The sequence below is a fragment of the Streptomyces sp. NBRC 109706 genome (genome assembly GCF_000974485.1).
Taxonomy (GTDB): Bacteria; Actinomycetota; Actinomycetes; order Streptomycetales; family Streptomycetaceae; genus Streptomyces.
Map to the genome: position 1 here is coordinate 202,628 of NZ_BBOM01000009.1, position 18,094 is coordinate 220,721.

Below are 18,094 nucleotides of genomic sequence, written 5' to 3' on the forward strand. Positions count from 1 at the left end.
CCGGGCGGCACCCGACACGGGTGCCGCCCGGCCGTGCCCACACCCGCAGCCCGTGGACCGAAGCGAAGGAGAGCCGATGCCCGGCGAGGAACAACTGGACAAACAGCGTCAGCTGGATCCGCTGCGCGACCGGGGCGAGGACGCCCCGCTGAGCACCAACTTCGGCACCAGAGTCGATGACACCGACAACTCGCTGAGCGCCGGCGAGCGCGGCCCGACGCTGCTGGAGGACTTCCACTTCCGGGAGAAGATCACCCACTTCGACCACGAGCGCATCCCGGAACGGGTGGTGCACGCGCGGGGCGCCGGCGCCTACGGTCACTTCCGCCCGTACGAGTCGCTGGCCGAGTTCACCCGGGCCGACTTCCTCCAGGACCCGTCCCGCAGCACCCCCGTCTTCGTCCGCTTCTCCACCGTGGCCGGTTCGCGCGGATCCGCCGACACGGTGCGCGATGTCCGGGGCTTCGCGACCAAGTTCTATACCCGCGAGGGCAATTACGATCTGGTCGGCAATAACTTCCCGGTCTTCTTCGTGCAGGACGCGATCAAGTTCCCCGACTTTGTGCACGCGGTCAAGCCGGAGCCCAACAACGAGATGCCACAGGCCGCTTCGGCGCACGACACCTTCTGGGACTTCGTCTCCCTCCAGCCGGAGACCCTGCACACCGTGATGTGGCTGATGTCCGACCGGGCGCTGCCGCGCAGCTACCGGATGATGCAGGGCTTCGGCGTGCACACCTTCCGGTTTGTCAACGCGCGGGGCCAGGGCACCTTTGTGAAGTTCCACTGGCGCCCGCTGCTCGGCACCCACTCCCTGGTCTGGGACGAGTGCCAGCAGATCGCCGGCGCCGACCCCGACTTCAACCGGCGGGACCTCTGGGACGCCATCGCCTCGGGCGCCTTCCCCGAGTACGAGCTGGCCGTCCAACTCGTCCCGGAGGAGGACGAGTTCTCGTTCGACTTCGATCTGCTCGACCCCACCAAGATCATCCCGGAGGAGATCGTCCCGCTGCGGCCGATCGGCCGGATGACGCTGGACCGCAACCCGGACAACTTCTTCGCCGAGACCGAGCAGGTCGCCTTCCACACCGCGCATGTGGTGCCGGGCATCGACTTCACCAACGACCCGCTGCTCCAGGGCCGCAACTTCTCCTATCTGGACACCCAGTTGATCCGGCTGGGCGGCCCCAACTTCCAGCAGCTGCCGGTCAACCAGCCGCTCGCCACGGTCCGCAACAACCAGCGGGACGGCTACGGTCAGCACCGCATCCACCCGGACCCGACCGCCTACGCGCCCAACAGCCTCGGCGGCGGCTGCCCCGCGATGGCGTCCGTCGACGCCGGCGCGTTCCGGCACCACCAGGTGCGGGTCGACGGCGACAAGATCCGTAAGCGCAGCGACAGCTTCTCCGACCACTACAGCCAGGCCCAGCTCTTCTGGAACAGCATGGCGCCCTGGGAGAAGGGCCATATCGTCGCGGCCTACCGCTTCGAACTCGGCAAGGTCGACGCGCGCCAGGTCAGGGAGCGGACGATCGAACAACTCAACCATATCGACCATGAGTTGGCCGTCGCGGTGGCCGTGGGCATCGGCGTGCGGCCGCCGGCCGAGCCGGTCGCGGAGAACGCGGGCCGCACCTCCCCCGCGCTGAGCATGGCCACCGAGCAGCCCGGCACCATCGCGACCAGGAAGATCGCCATCCTGGTCGCCGACGGGGTCTCCGCCACCGATGTGATGGCCGCGCGCGACGCGCTGACCGGCGGCGGCGCGGTGCCCGAGGTGCTGGCCGCGCACGACGGCGAGGTGTCGTCCGAGGACGGTGGAGCGGTCAAGGTGGACCGCGCGATGAGCACCATGTCGTCGGTGCTCTATGACGCCGTGCTGGTCCCTGGTGGCGAGGCGAGCGTGCTCGAACTGAGCCGCGACGGGCTGGCGTTGCACTATGTCGCGCAGGCGTTCAAACACGGCAAGGCCATCGCGGCGCTGGGCTCCGGCATCGGCCTGCTGCGCGAGATCGGGCTGCCCGGCATCCGGCTGGCCGATGTGGGCGACCGCGCCGTCGACAACCTCGGCGTGGTCACCGGCGCGGACGCCGCCACCGTGGTGTCCACCTTCGCCGATGTGATCGCCCAACACCGCGTCTGGGAACGGGACTCCGACCGCACGGCGGCCTGACGCCCCGTCAGCACCGGCCGCGACGGTCGGCACCGTCGGAGTCGCTTGCGTAACGCGTCCGGGGCCCCGCCTGTTCACGGTGCTCAGGCGGGGCCCGGGCGCGGTCGTCGCCGATCGCGCTCGTCGAGGGCTCAGTCGCCGGGACGGTCGGTGCGGGGGACGCGGGCCAGTTCGGGGGACGCGGTGTCCAGGGGCACCGAGCCGGAGCGCACCATGCCCAGTTGCACGGCCTGCCGGGGCAGTGCCGCCTCCAGCAGCCAGTCGGCGCCCACCCGCACCCGGTTCCCCGGCATGGCCATCAGGTGGTAGCCACGGGTCACCGCGCCGGCCAGCGGGCCGGAGAGCGAGGCGCCCAACGGGTTGGCGGCGCCCTGCACCCCGCCGAGGTCCACGGCGAACCCCAGGTCATGGTGCTCATAGGGGCGCGGCTCGGCCGCGAGCCCCAGCCGGGCCGACACGTTCCTGGCCGCCGTCTTCCCCTGGCGCCAGGCGTGTTGGGCGGTCATCGGGGTGAACTCCCCCGGCCGGGTCAGATCCGGCACCGCCGCCGCGTCGCCGGCGGCGAACACCTCCGGATGGCCGGGCACATTGAGGAAGCTGTCCACCACCAGCCGGCCGCGTTCGGTGTCGAGACCGAGATCGTCCACCAGCGGATCGGGGCGCACCCCGACGCACCAGACCAGCGAACGGGTCGGGACGAACTCGCCGTCCTGGAGCAGCACCCCGTCCCGGGTGGCCTCCTTCACCGACATGCCGGTGCGCACGTCCACGCCGCGCTTACGCAGCACCCGGTCAGCGGTACGGCTGAGTCTCTCGTCCAGCTCGGGCAGCACCCGATCGGCGATATCCAGCAGCAGCCAGCGGGGCGAGACCCGTTCCCCCGCCTGCTCGCCGCGTACCACCGCGTCGGCGAACATCGCCCCCTGGGCGGCCACCTCGGTGCCGGTGTAGCCGGCGCCGACCACCACAAAGGTGGCCCTGGCCTGCCGCTCCGCCGGGTCCGACGCATGCGCGGCCAGCTCCAGCTGGCGCACCACATGATCGCGCAGATACAGCGCCTCTGGCAGGCCACGGAAGCCGTGTGCGTGCTCGGCGACCCCCGGAATGGGCAGCAGCCGGTTGACGCTGCCGACCGAGAGGATCAGCATGTCGTAGCTCAGCTCGCCGGGCCGGTCCTCGGGATCGGTGAAGTGCACGGTGCGCGAGGAGAGGTCCACTCGCTGTGCCTCTCCGAGCACCAGCTTGGCATGCGGCAGGGTGCCGGTCAGCGAGACACTGACCCGCCGTGGCTCCAGGATGCCGGCCGCCACCTGCGGCAGCAGCGGCAGGTAGAGGAAGTAGTCGGTGGGGTTGAGCAGCACCACCTCCACGTGCCGCCGTGCGGTCCGGTTCAGAATCCGAGCGGCTCGATAACCGGCGAACCCCGCTCCGACGATCACCACACGGGTCCGGCTCATGCTCCACCTCCAGGGCGCCGAGGGTCAGGGCGGCCGGGTACCCACCGGGAACCGTTCCAAGCGGGCCCGTGCCGCCCGACCGGCCGGTAACCGGTCGGTCGAGCGGCACGGGCGCCGGGCGTGGTTCAGCGGTAGCAGTAGGAGTCGGAGGAGGCGTCCCCGCCGGCGAGGTGCGTCTGGTGCACCCGCAGCCCGGCGAACGCCTCGCCGTGCGGGAAGAACCCGGGATCGGCCGCGAGGCCGCCGTGCTCCGGATCCGCGTCCAGCTTGGCCAGCCAGGGCTCGACCCCGTCGGGATAGAACTGGTCGTCCCAGGCGCCGTAGAGCGAGTTGGTGAGGTACACCCGCCGCCCGTCGCGGCTCAGCTCGACCATCTGCGGCCCCCCGGTCAGCGGGGTGTCGGGCGCCGCCGGATGCGCGGCGGGCTCGGTGATCCCGCCCAGCCGCACGGAGGCGGTGTGCCGGGGGTGGAACGGGTCGGACACGTCGTACTGGTGCAGCTCTCCGGTGCCCCAGGCCGAGACATAGAGCCAACGGTCGTCCACGCTCAGGTTGATATCGGTGATCAGCGGTGGCACCGCGCCGAACGGGCGGAGCGCGGGCGGCAGTTGCTCCGGATCGGCGGGGCGCGCCGGCAGGGTGATCACCTTGCGCACCGCGAACCCGCCCTGGTCGTCATCCTCTTCGTCCGTCCGATGCCAGACCCAGACGGACGCGGAAAGGTCCTCCACGTTCACCACGACGCCGGCGAAGCCCCAACTCGCCTCGGGATCGTGGGCCGGGCGCAGTTCGAGGACCATCTGATGCTGGTCCCCGAGGTCCACTCGCTGTCGGTGCCGGCCGGTGCTCAGGTCCCAGAAGTGCAGTGCGTGGCCATAGCGGCGTCCCAGCAGCAGCTCCGGATCGAGCCCGTTCTCCACCATGCCGGGGGTGCCCCATTCGCTGGTCACCGCGATATCGCTGTTGAGATGCCACCACACGTCGTAGGCGAGCCGCTGGGGGCCGCGCTCGGTCTCCCAGGCGCGCAGCACATCGAAGGTCTCGTGGTCCAACAGGGCGACGCCGCCCGGGCCCTCGTCCCCCTCGGCGCCGCCGAGGCAGGAGAGGAAGACGCCGTCCGGGCCGCAGTGCAGGGTGTGTGGGCGCGAATACCCGGCCTTCTCGGCGAGTTCGGCGGCCTCGATCACCTTCACCAGGCGCGGGCGCACCGGATCCGGGTGGGTGTCATAGACATGCAGCCGGGAGGAGCGCAGCCCCGGCAGCAGCAGATAGCGACGCTCGGGGCTGTGGTGGCCGGCGTGGGCCAGCGCGCTGGAGCAGGCGTTCCAGCCGAAGTGGTGCAACTCGTCGCCCAGCGTGGTGAGTCGGGTCTCGCCGACCACCTGGCCGTACCGTGCGGACGTGGGGTCGGTGTCCACGGTGAACAGCGCGTCGGGCCGTTCGCCGGCGCGGTCGAAGCCGACCACATAGGCCAGCGGTTCGGCCGGCGCCGCCACCGCCTCGGCCGGCGAACGGTAGAGCGTGGGATCGGCGGGGCGGCCGTGGTCCTGGTGGTGCTCGTGGTCGTGATGGTGCTCGTGGTGGTGATGCGCGTGCTCATGGGCGCTCATGGCGGGTCCTTCGGTGCGGCGACGACTGAACGGCGAGCTGGGTGGGGGGAGTTCAGCGTCGGCGACAGGCGGCCGTGTGCACGCGCCCCAGATCCACATGCAGGCGGCGGTAGAGGCCGAACCAGGGAAGGGCCGTCACATCAGGGAGCGTGGCACAGCGGGGCAACGCTGCCAAGACCGTCCGACCGTCGACCCCTGACACGCCGTCTCATCACCAGGTCGTAGTCGGCCGGCGGTGAATGGCCCCTGAGGGGGAAGCCGTCGGACGCCGGCCGGCCCAGAATATGGACGGATTCACCCATGCAAAAGAAGGCGACAACAGAGAGAGATCCGCGTGCGAGCCTCCTCCCCACGACACACACGCGCCCGTACCCGCAACCGCACCCGTACCCGCACCCGTTCGCTGACGATCGGCGCGGCCGCCGTCGCGCTCTGCGCCACCTCCCTGACCATGCCGGCCCTGGCGGACGAAGGGCCGTCCCGGGACGAGGTGTTGGACGCCTCGCTGGCGGCGGTTCCCGAGGCCGGAGTGCCGGGGGCCTTCGCCGCCGCCTCCGTCGGCGACGACCGGTGGTCGGGCGCCGCCGGGGTCGCCGACACACGGACCGGCCGCCCCACCCGGCCGGAGCTGCGGCAGCGGGTGGCCAGCGTCACCAAGACCTTTGTCTCGGTCGCCGTGCTCCAGCAGGTCGCCGAGGGCAACATCGAGTTGGACGCCCCGGTGGGGCGCTATCTGCCGGCGGGCACGCTCCCCCAGGAGCTGGCCGACACGGTCACGGTGCGGATGCTGCTCAACCACACCAGCGGCATCGGGGACTATGTGGTGCCCGCCTTCCCCTCGTTGATCGAGGGCTCGACGCGCAGTTTGCACGAGCATCGGTTCCGCCGGATCGCACCCGAGGAGCTGGTGGCCCTGGGCCTGACCGTGCCCGCCACCGGAACGCCGGGCGAGGGGCACTCCTACTCCAACACCAACTACGTCCTGGCCGGGCTGCTGTTGGGGGAGGTGACCGGCATGCCGGCCGAGCGGTACATCACGGAGCGGGTGATCGAGCCGGCCGGCCTGCGGGACACCGCCTTCCCGGAGTCGGCCGTGATCAGGGGGCCGCACCCGCGGATGTACAGCACGCTCCACGGGATGCAGGAGCGGCCGCGCGACTACTCCATCTACGACATGTCGTATGTCAGCACGGCCGGTTCGTTGGTCACCACGATGGCCGATCTCAACGCCTTCCAGGCCGCGCTGTTCGGCGGCGAGCTGCTGCCGGACGAGCAGGTGGCCGAGATGCTTCAGACGGTGCCGGTGGAGGACGAGAACGGTGCGGTGGTCGGGGCCTACGGCCTTGGCGTCTATCCGATCACCCTGTCGTGCGACACCTTCTGGGGACACGACGGGGTCGTCTGGGGCGCCTCCACGCTGGCCTTCTCCAGCGCGGACGGGGAGAGCCAGGCGGCGATCGGCTACAACGAGTCGCACTACCAGACGGTGAACGAGGAGGGCGCCCTGGAGCCGCATCCGGCCGATCTGGCGGTGATCCTCCATCTGGACGAGGCGCTCTGCGGCGCCGATCGGGAGCCGTCGTCCGAGGCGGCGGCCGAGCTGGCGACCGAGCCGGCGCGGGACGGCCAGCTCCCGTTGTTGGTCGACCAGTTGGCGGCGCGCCGCGACTGACCACCCGCGCGCGGCCCCGCCACCGGCCCCGGACGGTTCGACGACCGTCCGGGGCCGGTGGTCCCTGAACGGGCCCGAGTGAGGCTTCTGTCACTCGATAGAAACATGGCCCGCCCTCCCGCAACACGTTGTTCTCATCCCGGGCGACCCGGCGGAAATCGACGACCGAGACCCTTTCGGATCAGTTGATAGAAACCATCGTCGCGGGAGTGGATGTGACATCGACGCCAGGCGGAGCCGCTGCCGGCACCGCCACCACCGCCGGGGCCAAGGCCCACGCGCGGGCCCAACACGGGCGGGTCGGGCCCCATATGAGGTACGTTCCGGCGGACTCCGCGCCCGAGGTCCCGGGCCGGGAAGGGCCGCCGCCCGGGCCCCTGACCTGGGCGGAGACCGTGGCCCCCGGCGGCTACACCACCGCCGTGCTGGCCAGGGGCACCCGGCTGCGGCTGACCGACCCGGCCGGCGACGCCTGTGCGCATCTGCTGCTGCACCGGGCCGGCGCCACCCAGGAGCGGCTGAGCGTCGCCGACACCGTCAAGGTGCCCTGGCAGGCGTATCCCACCGCCGGGCATCCGCTGCTCAGCGGCTTCGGCCGGGTGCTGGCCACCGTGGTGGCCGACACCGCCGACGGCCACCATGACGCGCTCGCCGGCACCAGCACGGCGGCCGGCAACAACGCCCGATACGGGGCCTCTTCGTCGTTCTCGGCGACCCCGGCCGGCCGGGAGCTGTTGCTGCTGGGCGCGCTCAAACACGATCTGACGGCCCGTGACCTGGTGCCCGCGATCTCCTTCTTCCAGGGGGTGCGGGTGGACGCCGCGGGCCGCTTCAGCTGGCTGGGATCGGCGGGACCCGGCCGATCGGTCGAGTTGCTGACGCACCTGGATGTCCTGGTCCTGATCGCCAACACCGCACATCCGCTGGACCCCAGGGACGAGTTCCAGTGCTCACCGCTGGAGATCAGAGCCTGGCGTGCCGAGGAGGAGCTGGCGGCGCTGGCCGCCGGGGAGCTGGTGGGCGAGTTGGGCCCCGAGCATCTGACGGCCATCGCCAACACCGAGTCCGATCTGCTGGCGAGGGGCGTCCTATGACCGCGCATACCGATCAACTCCTCCTCCCCGCACCGGCGTTGGTTCCGGGCGAGGTGCTGCTCGACGAGCTGGTGGCCGCCCGCGCGCCCTGGTCGGCCGTGGTGGCCGCCGGCGATGTGCTGACCATCGTGGACCTGGCGGGCAACCAGGCCGTGGACTGTCTGCTCTACGCCGCCCACGACACCACGGTGCGCTACTCCGCGCCGGAGACCGTTCGACGCCAGGGCGGAATCCTCCTGACCACCGGATCGGTGCTGCGCGCCGACACCGGCGAGGCCCTGATGACCGTGGTGGACGACGAGGTGGGCGCGCACGACACGCTGGGCGGCGCCTGTTCCAAGGAGTCCAACACCCTGCGCTATGGCCACCACACCGAGCATCAGCACGGCTGCAAGGAGAACTTTCTGCGCGAGGGGGCACGGCATGGGCTGACCGCGCGGGACCTGGCCTCCAATATCAACTGGTTCATGAACGTCCCGGTCGATCCGGACGGCGCGCTGGGCATCGTGGACGGCCTCTCCGCCCCGGGCAAACGGGTCGCGGTGCGCGCCGAGATCGACACCCTGGTGCTGGTCTCCAACTGCCCGCAGATCAACAACCCGTGCAACGCCTTCGACCCGACGCCGGTGCGGATGATCGTCACCCGGCCCCACCCGGGAGCCGCCGCATGAGTCAACAGCCCGCTTTCGACACCGTGTTGGTCGCCAACCGGGGCGAGATCGCCGGCCGGATCATCCGCTCCGCCAGGGCGCTCGGGCTGCGCACGGTCGCGGTGTTCTCGGACGTCGACCGGGGCGCCCCGCATGTCCATCTCGCCGACCAGGCCGTCAGGTTGGGCCCCGCGCCGGCCGGCGAGAGCTATCTGCGGCGGGAGGCGCTGCTGGCCGCGGCCGTCGACACCGGCGCCGGCGCGGTGCACCCGGGGTACGGCTTCCTCTCCGAGGACGCCGCGTTCGCCGAGGCGGTCACCGCCGCCGGGCTGGTCTTCGTCGGCCCCACCCCCGAACAGCTGCGGATCTTCGGCACCAAGCACACCGCCCGGGCGGCGGCCAGGGCCGCCGGGGTGCCCGTCTTCCCCGGCACCGAACTGCTGCCCGACGCCGCGACGGCCGTCGCGGCGGCCGAGGAGATCGGCTATCCGGTGATCCTCAAGGCCACCGGCGGCGGGGGCGGCATCGGCATGCGGGTCTGCCGCGATGCCCAGGAACTGAACGAGCAGTATGCGGCGGTCAGTCGACTCGCCGAGACCAGCTTCAGCACGGCCGGCGTCTTCGCCGAACGCTATGTCGAGCGCGCCCGCCATATCGAGGTGCAGGTCTTCGGCGACGGCACGGGCCGGGTGGTCTCGCTGGGCGACCGGGACTGCTCGCTGCAACGTCGGCACCAGAAGGTGGTGGAGGAGGCGCCGGCCCCCGCCCTGCCCGACGCGCTGCGCGAACGGTTGCACGAATCGGCCCGCGCCCTGGCCGCCTCGGTGGCCTACCGCGGTGCCGGCACCGTGGAGTTCGTCTATGACCCGCGCCGCGCCGAGGCGTCGTTCCTTGAGGTCAACGCCCGGCTCCAGGTGGAACATCCGGTCACCGAGGAGGTCACCGGCGTCGATCTGGTCGCCTGGATGCTGCGGCTGGCACGCGGCGAACGCGAGCTGCTGGGCCCTCATCTCCCCGGCGGCGCCACCAGCGGCGCGGTCCCCGTCTCCGGGCACGCGGTGGAGGCCCGCGTCTACGCGGAGGATCCGGCGCGCGACTTCGCGCCGAGCGCCGGACTGCTGACCGAGGTCACCCTGCCCACCGGCCCCGGGATCCGGGTGGACGGCTGGGTCGAGTCCGGCACCGAGGTGTCGACGTTCTACGACCCGCTGTTGGCCAAGGTGATCACCAGTGGTCCGACCAGGGACGCCGCCCTCGACCGGCTCGGCGAGGCGCTACGAGCCACCACCATGCATGGCATCGAGGTGAATCTGGGCCTGTTGGCCACCCTCACCGAACATCCCGAGGTACGGGCGGCCGACCATCACACGGCCACCCTGGACACCGTCGCCGACCCCACGCCCCGGATCACCGTGACCAGGCCGGGACTGCTGAGCACCGTGCAGGACGCGCCGGGCCGGATCGGACTCTGGCAGGTGGGGGTGCCACCGAGCGGCCCGATGGACGAACTCTCCTTCCGCCTCGGCAATATCGCCCTCGGCAACCCGGAGGGGGCACCCGGCCTTGAGTGCACGGCTCAGGGGCCCGCGCTGAGCTTCAGCCATGCCACCACCGTCTGTGTCACCGGCGCAGCGTGCCCGGTGACGGTGGACGGCGTCGAGATGCCGCTCTGGGAACCGTTCACCGTGCCCGCCGGCGGCGTACTGGACATCGGCACCGCGCCCGGGCCCGGTCTGCGCACCTATCTGCTGTTCGCCGGCGGCCTTGACGTTCCGCTCTATCTGGGCAGTGCCTCGACGTTCACCCTCGGTGGCTTCGGTGGGCACGGAGGTCGAGCACTACGCGGCGGCGATGTGTTGCGCACCGGAGCCGCGCCGGGCCGGCCGACCGGCCCCGTGCCGGCCGAGCGGCGCCCAGCGCTGACAGAGACCTGGGAGCTGGCGGTCACCGAAGGGCCGCACGGGGCACCGGAGTTCTTCACCCGCGCGGATATCGAGACGCTGTACCGGAGTGCCTACACCGTGCACTTCAACTCGGCCAGGACCGGGGTACGGCTGGAGGGCCCCCAACCCGCGTGGGCCCGCCCCGACGGCGGCGAGGCGGGGCTGCACCCGTCCAACATCCATGACACCGCCTATGCGGTCGGCGCCCTGGACTTCACCGGGGACACCCCCATCCTGCTCGGCCCGGACGGGCCCAGCCTCGGCGGATTCGTCTGCCCGGTGACGGTGATCGGCGCGGAACGCTGGAAGTTGGGGCAGCTGCGCCCGGGGGACACCGTGCGCTTTGTGCCGGTGCGCGCGGAGAGCGCGCCCTCGCGCGGCGACCTCTCCCCGGCACGCGGCGCCGCCCGCCGCACCGTGGAGATCCACGGCGGGGACGGGGACGACGGGGTGCTGGCCCGCCGGCCGGGCGGCGAAGGTGCGCCGGCGGTCACCTACCGGCGCGGTGGCGACGACCATCTCCTGGTCGAGTACGGCGAGATGGTGCTCGACCTGGCGCTGCGCGCCCGTGTGCACGCCCTGCACACCCGGCTCGATCAGCTGCGGGAGCGCGGCGAGGCGCCCGGCATCGTCGATCTGACCCCCGGCATCCGCTCCCTCCAGGTGCACACCGACCCCGATGTGCTGCCGCTGGGCAAGCTGCTCGGGCTGCTCACCGAGATCGAGGAGACGCTGCCGGCGACCTCGCGTCTCGTGGTGCCGAGCCGCCGCGTCCGACTGCCGCTGAGCTGGGACGATCCGGCGACCAGGGAGGCGATCGAGCGCTATATGACGGGCGTCCGGGACGACGCGCCCTGGTGCCCGTGGAACATCGAGTTCATCCGACGGGTCAACGGGCTGACGAGCGTCGCCGAGGTACTGGACACGGTGTTCAGCGCGGAGTATCTGGTACTGGGCCTGGGGGACGTGTATCTGGGCGCTCCGGTGGCCACCCCACTGGACCCGCGCCACCGTCTGGTCACCACCAAGTACAACCCGGCCCGCACCTGGACGGCGGAGAACTCGGTCGGCATCGGCGGCGCCTATCTCTGCGTCTACGGCATGGAGGGGCCCGGCGGCTACCAGTTCGTCGGCCGCACCACCCAGGTGTGGAGCCGCTACCGCCGCACCCCGCCGTTCGCCCCCGACCGCCCCTGGCTGCTGAGGTTCTTCGACCGGATCTCCTGGTATCCGGTGAGCGCCGACGAACTCCTCGAACTGCGTGCCGACATGGCGGCCGGCCGAGCCCACCCGGAGATCGAGGACGGCACCTTCTCGCTCGCCGCCCATGAACAGTTTCTGGCCGACAACGCCGACTCCATCGCCGCCTTCCGGGCCCGACAGACGGCCGCCTTCGACCAGGAGCGCGCCCAGTGGGAGGCGGCGGGCGAGTTCGACCGGGCCAAGCGCGCCGAGTCCGCCGTGACTCCCCCGCCGGCCGCCGAGTTGGTCGTCCCCGAGGGCGGCGCACGGGTGGACGCCCCGTTTGTCTCCAATGTCTGGCGGGTCGACGTGGCCAGGGGCGAACATGTCGAGGCCGGACAGCCGTTGCTCGCGCTTGAGGCCATGAAGATGGAGACCCTGGTCACCGCGCCCAGCGCCGGGGTGGTCCACCAGGTGGTGGTCGACGCCGGCGCCCAGGTCGCGGCGGGCGATCCGCTGGTGGTCATCGTGAGCCCCGCCGAAGAACCGGCCGGAGAACCCGCCGAAGAACCCGCCGGAGCGGCACGATGAGCACGCCGCCGCGCCACGCCGCCGGACCGGGTGAACCTGCCGCGCCGCACCGCCGACTGTGGCGACGCGACTGGATCAGGCTGCCCGACCTGCCGCCCGACCGCGATACCGAAGTTCACTGGCTGCACCTCGATGTCCACTACTGCGATCTTCGCCAGCCACCAGCCGAACGGCGCCCAGCCGCCGCCTCGTTGGCCGCCCTGGACATCGACGGGGTGCTGGCGCTGGCCGGCCAGGAGGCGTTCGCCGGCCGGCTGCTGGACCACGGCGACCATGTGGAGTGGACCAGGCCGCTCTCGCTGCACCCGGCCGGGCCGACCCCGGACGCCGGCCGGCTCCACCGCGCGCCCGACGGCGCGCTGATCGAGACCGGCGTCCACCAGCCCTACACCGAACGCTGGGTCGCCGCGTCGCCACCCGCCCCGTCCACCCCACCCGCCATCGTTCGGGAGTCGCCGCTGCGCGGCCCCGACGGGCGGCGTGGGCTGCTGCTCCGGCTCGGCGACCACTTCGGCTATGTCCGGGACCGCCGCCCGGGAACGCTGCGGGACGACGCCTCGCTGCGCGACCAGCTCCGCGAGGCCACGTCGAACCTCCACCATGCCCGCCAACTGGTCGATTTCGAACTGTCCATGGGGCGCGTCGACCGACGGGACGACGGCGGCGAGGTCTGGAGCATCGTCCGCTCCACCCTGCCCTGGCGGGTCGGCGCCGACCTCGCCCCCGCCCCGGGCCGCGAGCCCGACCGGCTGACCGTCGCGGATCACTCCCCCGACGGCCAACCCACCCGCACCCGTTGGGCGCTCGCCGCGCCCTGACGCCCCGACGCCCCGACGCCCCGACGCCCCGAGAAGGGAACTCCCCATGGACGCAACGGACTTCACCGCCATCCCGATCCTCGATATCGCACCGCTGCTGACCGCCGACCATCCGGACCGCGCGGCGACCGTGGCCCGCCTCGGCGACGCCGCCCGACGCGTCGGCTTCGCCCAACTGGTCGGCCATGGCGTGGACCAGAGCCTCTTCGACGCGCTACTCGCCGCCACCCGACGGTTCTTCGCCCTGCCGACCGAGGAGAAGATGCGTTCCTATATCGGCCGGTCCAGCAACCACCGGGGCTATGTCCCCATCGGCGAGGAGGTGTTCGCCGGCGCCACCCCCGACCACAAGGAGGCGTTCGACCTCTCCCTCGACCTGCCCGCAGACGACCCCCGCTATCTGGCCGGCAACCCGCTCCTCGGCCCCAACCAGTGGCCCGATCTCGACGACTTCCGCGCGCCGGTGCTGGCCTACTACCGGGCGGTCTTCGACCTCGCCCGCGTACTGCTCCGGGCCTTCGCCGAATCGCTGGGCGAACCGGCGGACCGCTTCGACCGCCATGTCAGCACCCCACCGGCCCAACTACGGCTGATCCACTACCCGTTCGACGCCGAGGCGCAGGACCGCCCCGGCATCGGCGCGCACACCGACTACGAGTGCCTGACGCTGCTGCGGCCCACCACCGGCGGACTCGAAGTGATGAACGGCGCCGGCGACTGGCTCGACGTGCCGTTCGTCGAGAACGCGTTCGTCCTCAACATCGGTGATCTGCTGGAGGTTTGGACCAACGGCGAGTTCACCGCGACCACCCACCGGGTCCGCAAGGTGCCGGCGGAACGTTACTCGTTCCCGCTGTTCTTCAACGTGGACTACGACACCGCCGTGGCCCCGCTGCCCGCCTTTGTCGACCAACACCGGCCGGCGAAGCCGCCGTTGGTCGCCGGCGAGCATCTGTTCGCGCAGACCGCGCAGAGCTTCCGCTATCTGCGCCGCCGCCTCGCCGACGGCAGCCTGACGCTGCCCGAGGACGCCCGCCCACTGTCCTCCTTCGGCCAGGAGGCCAGACAGCGAGAGGCCGCCCACCCCGGCTGACCTGCCGGAACGCCCCTCGCGACCAGAAATCCCGCATGTCCGCACGCGACTCCGACGCCGACGCCGGGCTCGCTCCCCGCCCCTTCTCCCCCTTCTGGAGCACCCCATGATCATTACCGGCGTCGGTATCTGTATGGCGCTGATCACCGTGATCGGCGTCTTCTCCGCCCGCCGCGTCCAAGGCGACTCGGCCAACTACCTGGTGGCCGGGCGGAGTCTGCCGGCCGCACTGGTCGCCACCCTGCTGATCTCGCAGGCCGTGGACTCCAACGCGACCCTGGGCAACGCCGATCTCACCTCCGGCTTCGGCTTCTGGGCCGGCGCCGCGCTGCCCATCGGCCTGGCCCTCTGCCTGTTGCTGATGGGACTGTTCTTCGCCCGCCGCATCCGCGCCAGCGAGGCGGTCACCCTGCCCGAGTTCTTCGAGCAACGCTTCGGCCGGGGCGTGCAGTTGGCTTCCTCCGTACTGACCGTCGGCAGCTTCGCCATCCTGCTCGCCGGCAACCTGGTCGCCATCGGCTTCCTCTTCGAGTTCTTCTCCGGCCTCAGCTACACCACCGGCATCGTGGTGACCATCCCGATCGTTCTCCTCTACACCCTCTCCGGCGGCATGTTCGCCGGACTCTCCACCGGGCTGGCCCAGTTCGCCCTGAACACCGTCGGCGTGCTGGCCCTGGTGATCTGGATGGCCACCACCCACGGCTTCGACATCCCGGCCGGACTCGGCCCCGGCGACCTGGAACAGCTGACCTCGACCGAGCACGGGGCCGCCATCAACTGGGCCACCATCATCGCCCTCGGCCTGGGCAACCTCGTCGCCATCGATCTGATGCAGCGGATCTTCTCCGCCCGCAGCCCCAACGACGCCCGCCGCGCCGCGCTCTCCGCAGCCGCCGGCATCCTGGTGTTCTGTCTCCCGCTGTCCTTTGTCGCCCTGGCCGCCGTCACCGTCGTCGGCGACCGCGCGGCCGAAGGCCCCATCCTCTACGTGCTGTTGGGGCACCACGCCCCGACCTGGCTGGCCGTACTGGTCCTCTCGGGGCTGCTGGCCGCCAGCCTGACCACCATCGGCGGCATCCTGCTGGCCACCTCCTCCGTGGTGGTCCGCAATGTGCTCCGAGTGGACGCCGACGCCACGGTGATGACCCCCAGGGTGCTGCGCGCCACCCGCGTCACCATGCTGCCGATCGCCGTGGCCGCCACGGTGGTCGCGCTCCGCGTCCCACAGACCGGCATCCTGCTGACACTCACCTTCGACCTGCTGCTCGCCAGCCTGATCGCGCCCTTTGTCCTGGGCACCTTCTGGCGGCGTGGCGATGCGCGGGCGGCCGGCGCGGCGATCGTGGTGGGCATCGCGGTGCGGTTGGTGTGCTTTGTACTCACCCCCACCATCTATGGCACCGAGAACACCCTGCTCTATGTCTCCAACGACTTCCTGTCCGCGTCGATCGACGGCTGGTCGACCTTCCTGGCGGCCGGCGCCTCGCTGCTCGCCTATCTGACGGTCGCGGCGCTCCGTCCGGCCCCCGAACCCGCCGGCCCTTCCGCGCCTCCGTCCACGACCCCGAGCGTTCCCCGTTCCCCCGATGCGGACCTCGCGCCGGCCCGCTGACCGCCCGCCGGGGCGCCCCTGGCATGCTGGTGCGGTGAGCACCAGTGTCCCGGGGCGCCCCCGGCTCGCACAGAAGCGCCGACCAGGCACCACACCGAGGGACGAAGTCCTCGACGCGGCCGGGGAGTTGTTCACCACCCGTGGCTACGCGGCGACCTCGACCCGGAAAATCGCCGAGGCCGTGGGCATGCGTCAGCCCTCCCTCTACCACCACTTCAGAACCAAGGACGACATCCTGGAGGCCCTGCTCAGCGGCACCGTCGCCGGCCCGCTGCGCATCGCCGACGCCCTGGCCCGGCGCCCCCTCTCCGCCCCCGTCCGGCTGCACGCGCTCTGCCACGGGGACGCCGTCCAGCTGTGGACCAGCCCCTGGAACCTGGGCATCCTCTATCTGCTGCCCGAGGTCCGCACCGAACGGTTCGCCCGCTTCCACCAGCAGCGGGACGCGCTGCGACTGCGCTACCGGGCGCTCTCCCAGGCCGTGTTGGACGAGGCCCCGGCCCCGCCGACCGGTGGCTACCGGGCCGACCCGGCCGACGACACGGTCTTCCGGCTGACCGAAACCCTCCCCAACCTACGCGCGGACGGCCTCGGCCACCCCGACCAGCCGCTGCGCACCGCCGACCTGGCCCTGCACACCCTCGGCTGGCCCGACAACCCCGCCACCCTCCACGCCCCTTCGGCCCAAGCCCTCGAACAGGCCACCTCGGACGCGACCCCGCCCACCGACTGACCCGAACCGGCCCCGAACGGCAGTCGAAGAATCACCCGACCGCCGGCCTCGGCGGGGCGGTCGGCCAACGACCGCACCGACCGTGGACGTCCGCCCGCGCCGCCTGCAACCGCCGGGGCGGGCCGACCGCCGGCGCTCCGGCCCGCCCGCGTCAGTCGGACAGCAGCACCACCCGCAGGGGGACCCGCCCGGCGCTCCCCACGCTCTCCGCACTCAGCAGTTCCAGGGTCTCCAGCAGCTCCGCCCGCTCCCCGGGGTGCTCGGCCAGCAGCGCCTCCGCATGCTCGATGACCAGGAGGCAGCGTTCCGCGCCCAGCCAGCGCAGGTCCCGCAGGCAGTCGGTCAGGGCGTCCCAGTTCCACCCGAAGTAGTCGGGCAGCCGTACCTCCTCCCGGAACCGGGCGAACACCGCGTCCCGATCCCCCATCCGCCGCCCGTCGAGCCGAGCCACGTACACCAGGCCACTCGCCGAAGCGACCACATCCACCGGCAACCGATCCACGGCCACCCCCTTCCCTCACTCCCCGTCACACCCTGCCCACCCCCCACACCCATCACTACCCGACCCACCTGCCAGTCGCCACGCGGCCCGCCTGCCCGGGCCCCACTACCCCGCCGTCCGTGTTGGCCACCGCCCCACGCCCGCGCCTCGCCCGCCTTCCCCTCACCACCTGCCCGACCGGCCCCCCCACCAGCCACACCCACCTGCCAGTCGCCGCCCGGCCCGCCTGCCCGTCACTATCTGTCGCGCACCGCCGGACCGCCCCCGCCGGCGCCCCGCCGCGCATCCGCCAAGCCGGCGCGGCCAGCGCACCGCGCACCGCGTGTCGCTCCGCCGCCCCCGTTGGCGAACCACCGGATGATAAGGCCCGAACCCCACCATTCCTCTCGAAGGATCGCCATGGCGGAACCGTCCTTTCCCGCGCCCACGGCCGAGCAGGGCCTGTTGGTGACCCATTTCCTGACCGTGCGGGACGTGTCCCGGGCCCGCCGCTTCTACAGCGAGGTGCTGGGCGGGGAGATCGTCCTGGCGGAGAACCCCTGCACCATCAAGCTCGCCAACACCTGGATCATCATGAACCCCGGCGGTGGGCCCACCCCCGACAAGCCCGGGATCACCCTCGCCGCACCCACCGACGCCGGCACCGCGTCCGCCTTTCTGAACCTCCGGGTCGCGGACATCCACGCCCGCTACGACGAATGGCGCGGCAAGGGCGCCGAGTTCGTCACGGAGCCTCTGGACAGAGGGGCGGAGATCCGGTGCTATCTGCGCGATCCCGATGGCTATCTGATCGAGGTCGGTCAGGCGACCGGGATGCTCCACGGCCACTACGCCAAGGCCGGCAACAGCGCGAAGTGACCGGATGTCCGGGGTGACCGGGTGACCGCATGACCAGGTGACCGGATGTCCGGGGTGACCGGCGGAGGGCCGGAAACGGGACGCCGCCGGCCCTCGCCGATCG

The 18,094-nt window shown here is 71.8% G+C and carries 13 protein-coding genes; 10 read left to right on the forward strand and 3 right to left on the reverse strand.

The genetic code is table 11. The features are described 5' to 3' along the window. Positions 1–76 precede the first annotated feature (76 nt). A complete protein-coding gene (locus AOM46_RS20400; RefSeq protein WP_062214020.1) occupies positions 77–2,176 on the forward strand; it encodes a catalase in 2,100 nt (699 codons plus the stop codon). Positions 2,177–2,307: 131 nt separating this feature from the next. Here AOM46_RS20400 and AOM46_RS20405 read toward each other — a convergent pair whose 3' ends face one another. Together AOM46_RS20405 and AOM46_RS20410 are read right to left on the reverse strand one after the other, a co-directional pair. Continuing rightward, complete coding sequence (locus tag AOM46_RS20405) at positions 2,308–3,633, reverse strand: NAD(P)/FAD-dependent oxidoreductase (RefSeq protein ID WP_062214021.1); 1,326 nt, start codon at positions 3,631–3,633, stop codon at positions 2,308–2,310. Positions 3,634–3,758: 125 nt separating this feature from the next. After that, positions 3,759–5,243 carry a selenium-binding protein SBP56-related protein gene (locus AOM46_RS20410; RefSeq protein WP_078857030.1) on the reverse strand — a complete coding sequence of 495 codons (1,485 nt, stop codon included), beginning with the start codon at positions 5,241–5,243 and terminating at the stop codon, positions 3,759–3,761. A 334-nt stretch (positions 5,244–5,577) separates the two neighbouring features. Here AOM46_RS20410 and AOM46_RS20415 point away from each other — a divergent pair, with 334 nt between their 5' ends. The 8 genes from AOM46_RS20415 (at position 5,578) to AOM46_RS20450 (ending at position 16,631) form a co-directional block, all read left to right on the forward strand. Continuing rightward, positions 5,578–6,915 (forward strand): serine hydrolase, encoded by a 1,338-nt coding sequence (locus AOM46_RS20415; RefSeq protein ID WP_067226410.1) that lies wholly within the window; start codon positions 5,578–5,580, stop codon positions 6,913–6,915. A 215-nt stretch (positions 6,916–7,130) separates the two neighbouring features. Then, positions 7,131–8,009 carry an urea amidolyase associated protein UAAP1 gene (locus AOM46_RS20420; RefSeq protein WP_234313886.1) on the forward strand — a complete coding sequence of 293 codons (879 nt, stop codon included), beginning with the start codon at positions 7,131–7,133 and terminating at the stop codon, positions 8,007–8,009. Next, positions 8,006–8,680: an urea amidolyase associated protein UAAP2 gene (locus AOM46_RS20425; protein WP_062214022.1), complete on the forward strand. Its 675-nt coding sequence runs from the start codon at positions 8,006–8,008 to the stop codon at positions 8,678–8,680. The genes AOM46_RS20420 and AOM46_RS20425 overlap by 4 nt, the downstream gene beginning before the upstream one ends. Next, complete coding sequence (gene uca / locus AOM46_RS20430) at positions 8,677–12,375, forward strand: urea carboxylase (protein WP_062214023.1); 3,699 nt, start codon at positions 8,677–8,679, stop codon at positions 12,373–12,375. The genes AOM46_RS20425 and uca overlap by 4 nt, the downstream gene beginning before the upstream one ends. Next, entirely contained in the window at positions 12,372–13,193 is an 822-nt protein-coding gene (locus AOM46_RS20435) for a hypothetical protein (protein ID WP_062214024.1), read from the forward strand. Before uca ends, AOM46_RS20435 begins: the two co-directional genes overlap by 4 nt. 46 nt (positions 13,194–13,239) lie before the next feature. Then, complete coding sequence (locus AOM46_RS20440) at positions 13,240–14,286, forward strand: isopenicillin N synthase family oxygenase (RefSeq protein ID WP_062214025.1); 1,047 nt, start codon at positions 13,240–13,242, stop codon at positions 14,284–14,286. Between the two features lie 106 nt (positions 14,287–14,392). Next, complete coding sequence (locus AOM46_RS20445; protein WP_062214026.1) at positions 14,393–15,898, forward strand: sodium:solute symporter; 1,506 nt, start codon at positions 14,393–14,395, stop codon at positions 15,896–15,898. A gap of 34 nt (positions 15,899–15,932) precedes the next feature. After that, on the forward strand, positions 15,933–16,631 hold the full coding sequence (locus AOM46_RS20450) for a TetR/AcrR family transcriptional regulator (protein ID WP_062214027.1): 699 nt from the start codon (positions 15,933–15,935) through the stop codon (positions 16,629–16,631). Positions 16,632–16,782: 151 nt separating this feature from the next. Here the strand turns inward: AOM46_RS20450 and AOM46_RS20455 are convergent, their stop codons facing one another. Continuing rightward, positions 16,783–17,133 carry a barstar family protein gene (locus tag AOM46_RS20455; RefSeq protein ID WP_234313887.1) on the reverse strand — a complete coding sequence of 117 codons (351 nt, stop codon included), beginning with the start codon at positions 17,131–17,133 and terminating at the stop codon, positions 16,783–16,785. Positions 17,134–17,532: 399 nt separating this feature from the next. On the opposite strand from AOM46_RS20455, the gene AOM46_RS20460 reads away from it, so the two are divergent. Continuing rightward, positions 17,533–17,991, forward strand: coding sequence for a VOC family protein (locus tag AOM46_RS20460; protein ID WP_062214029.1), 459 nt, complete (start codon positions 17,533–17,535; stop codon positions 17,989–17,991). Positions 17,992–18,094: the final 103 nt, after the last annotated feature.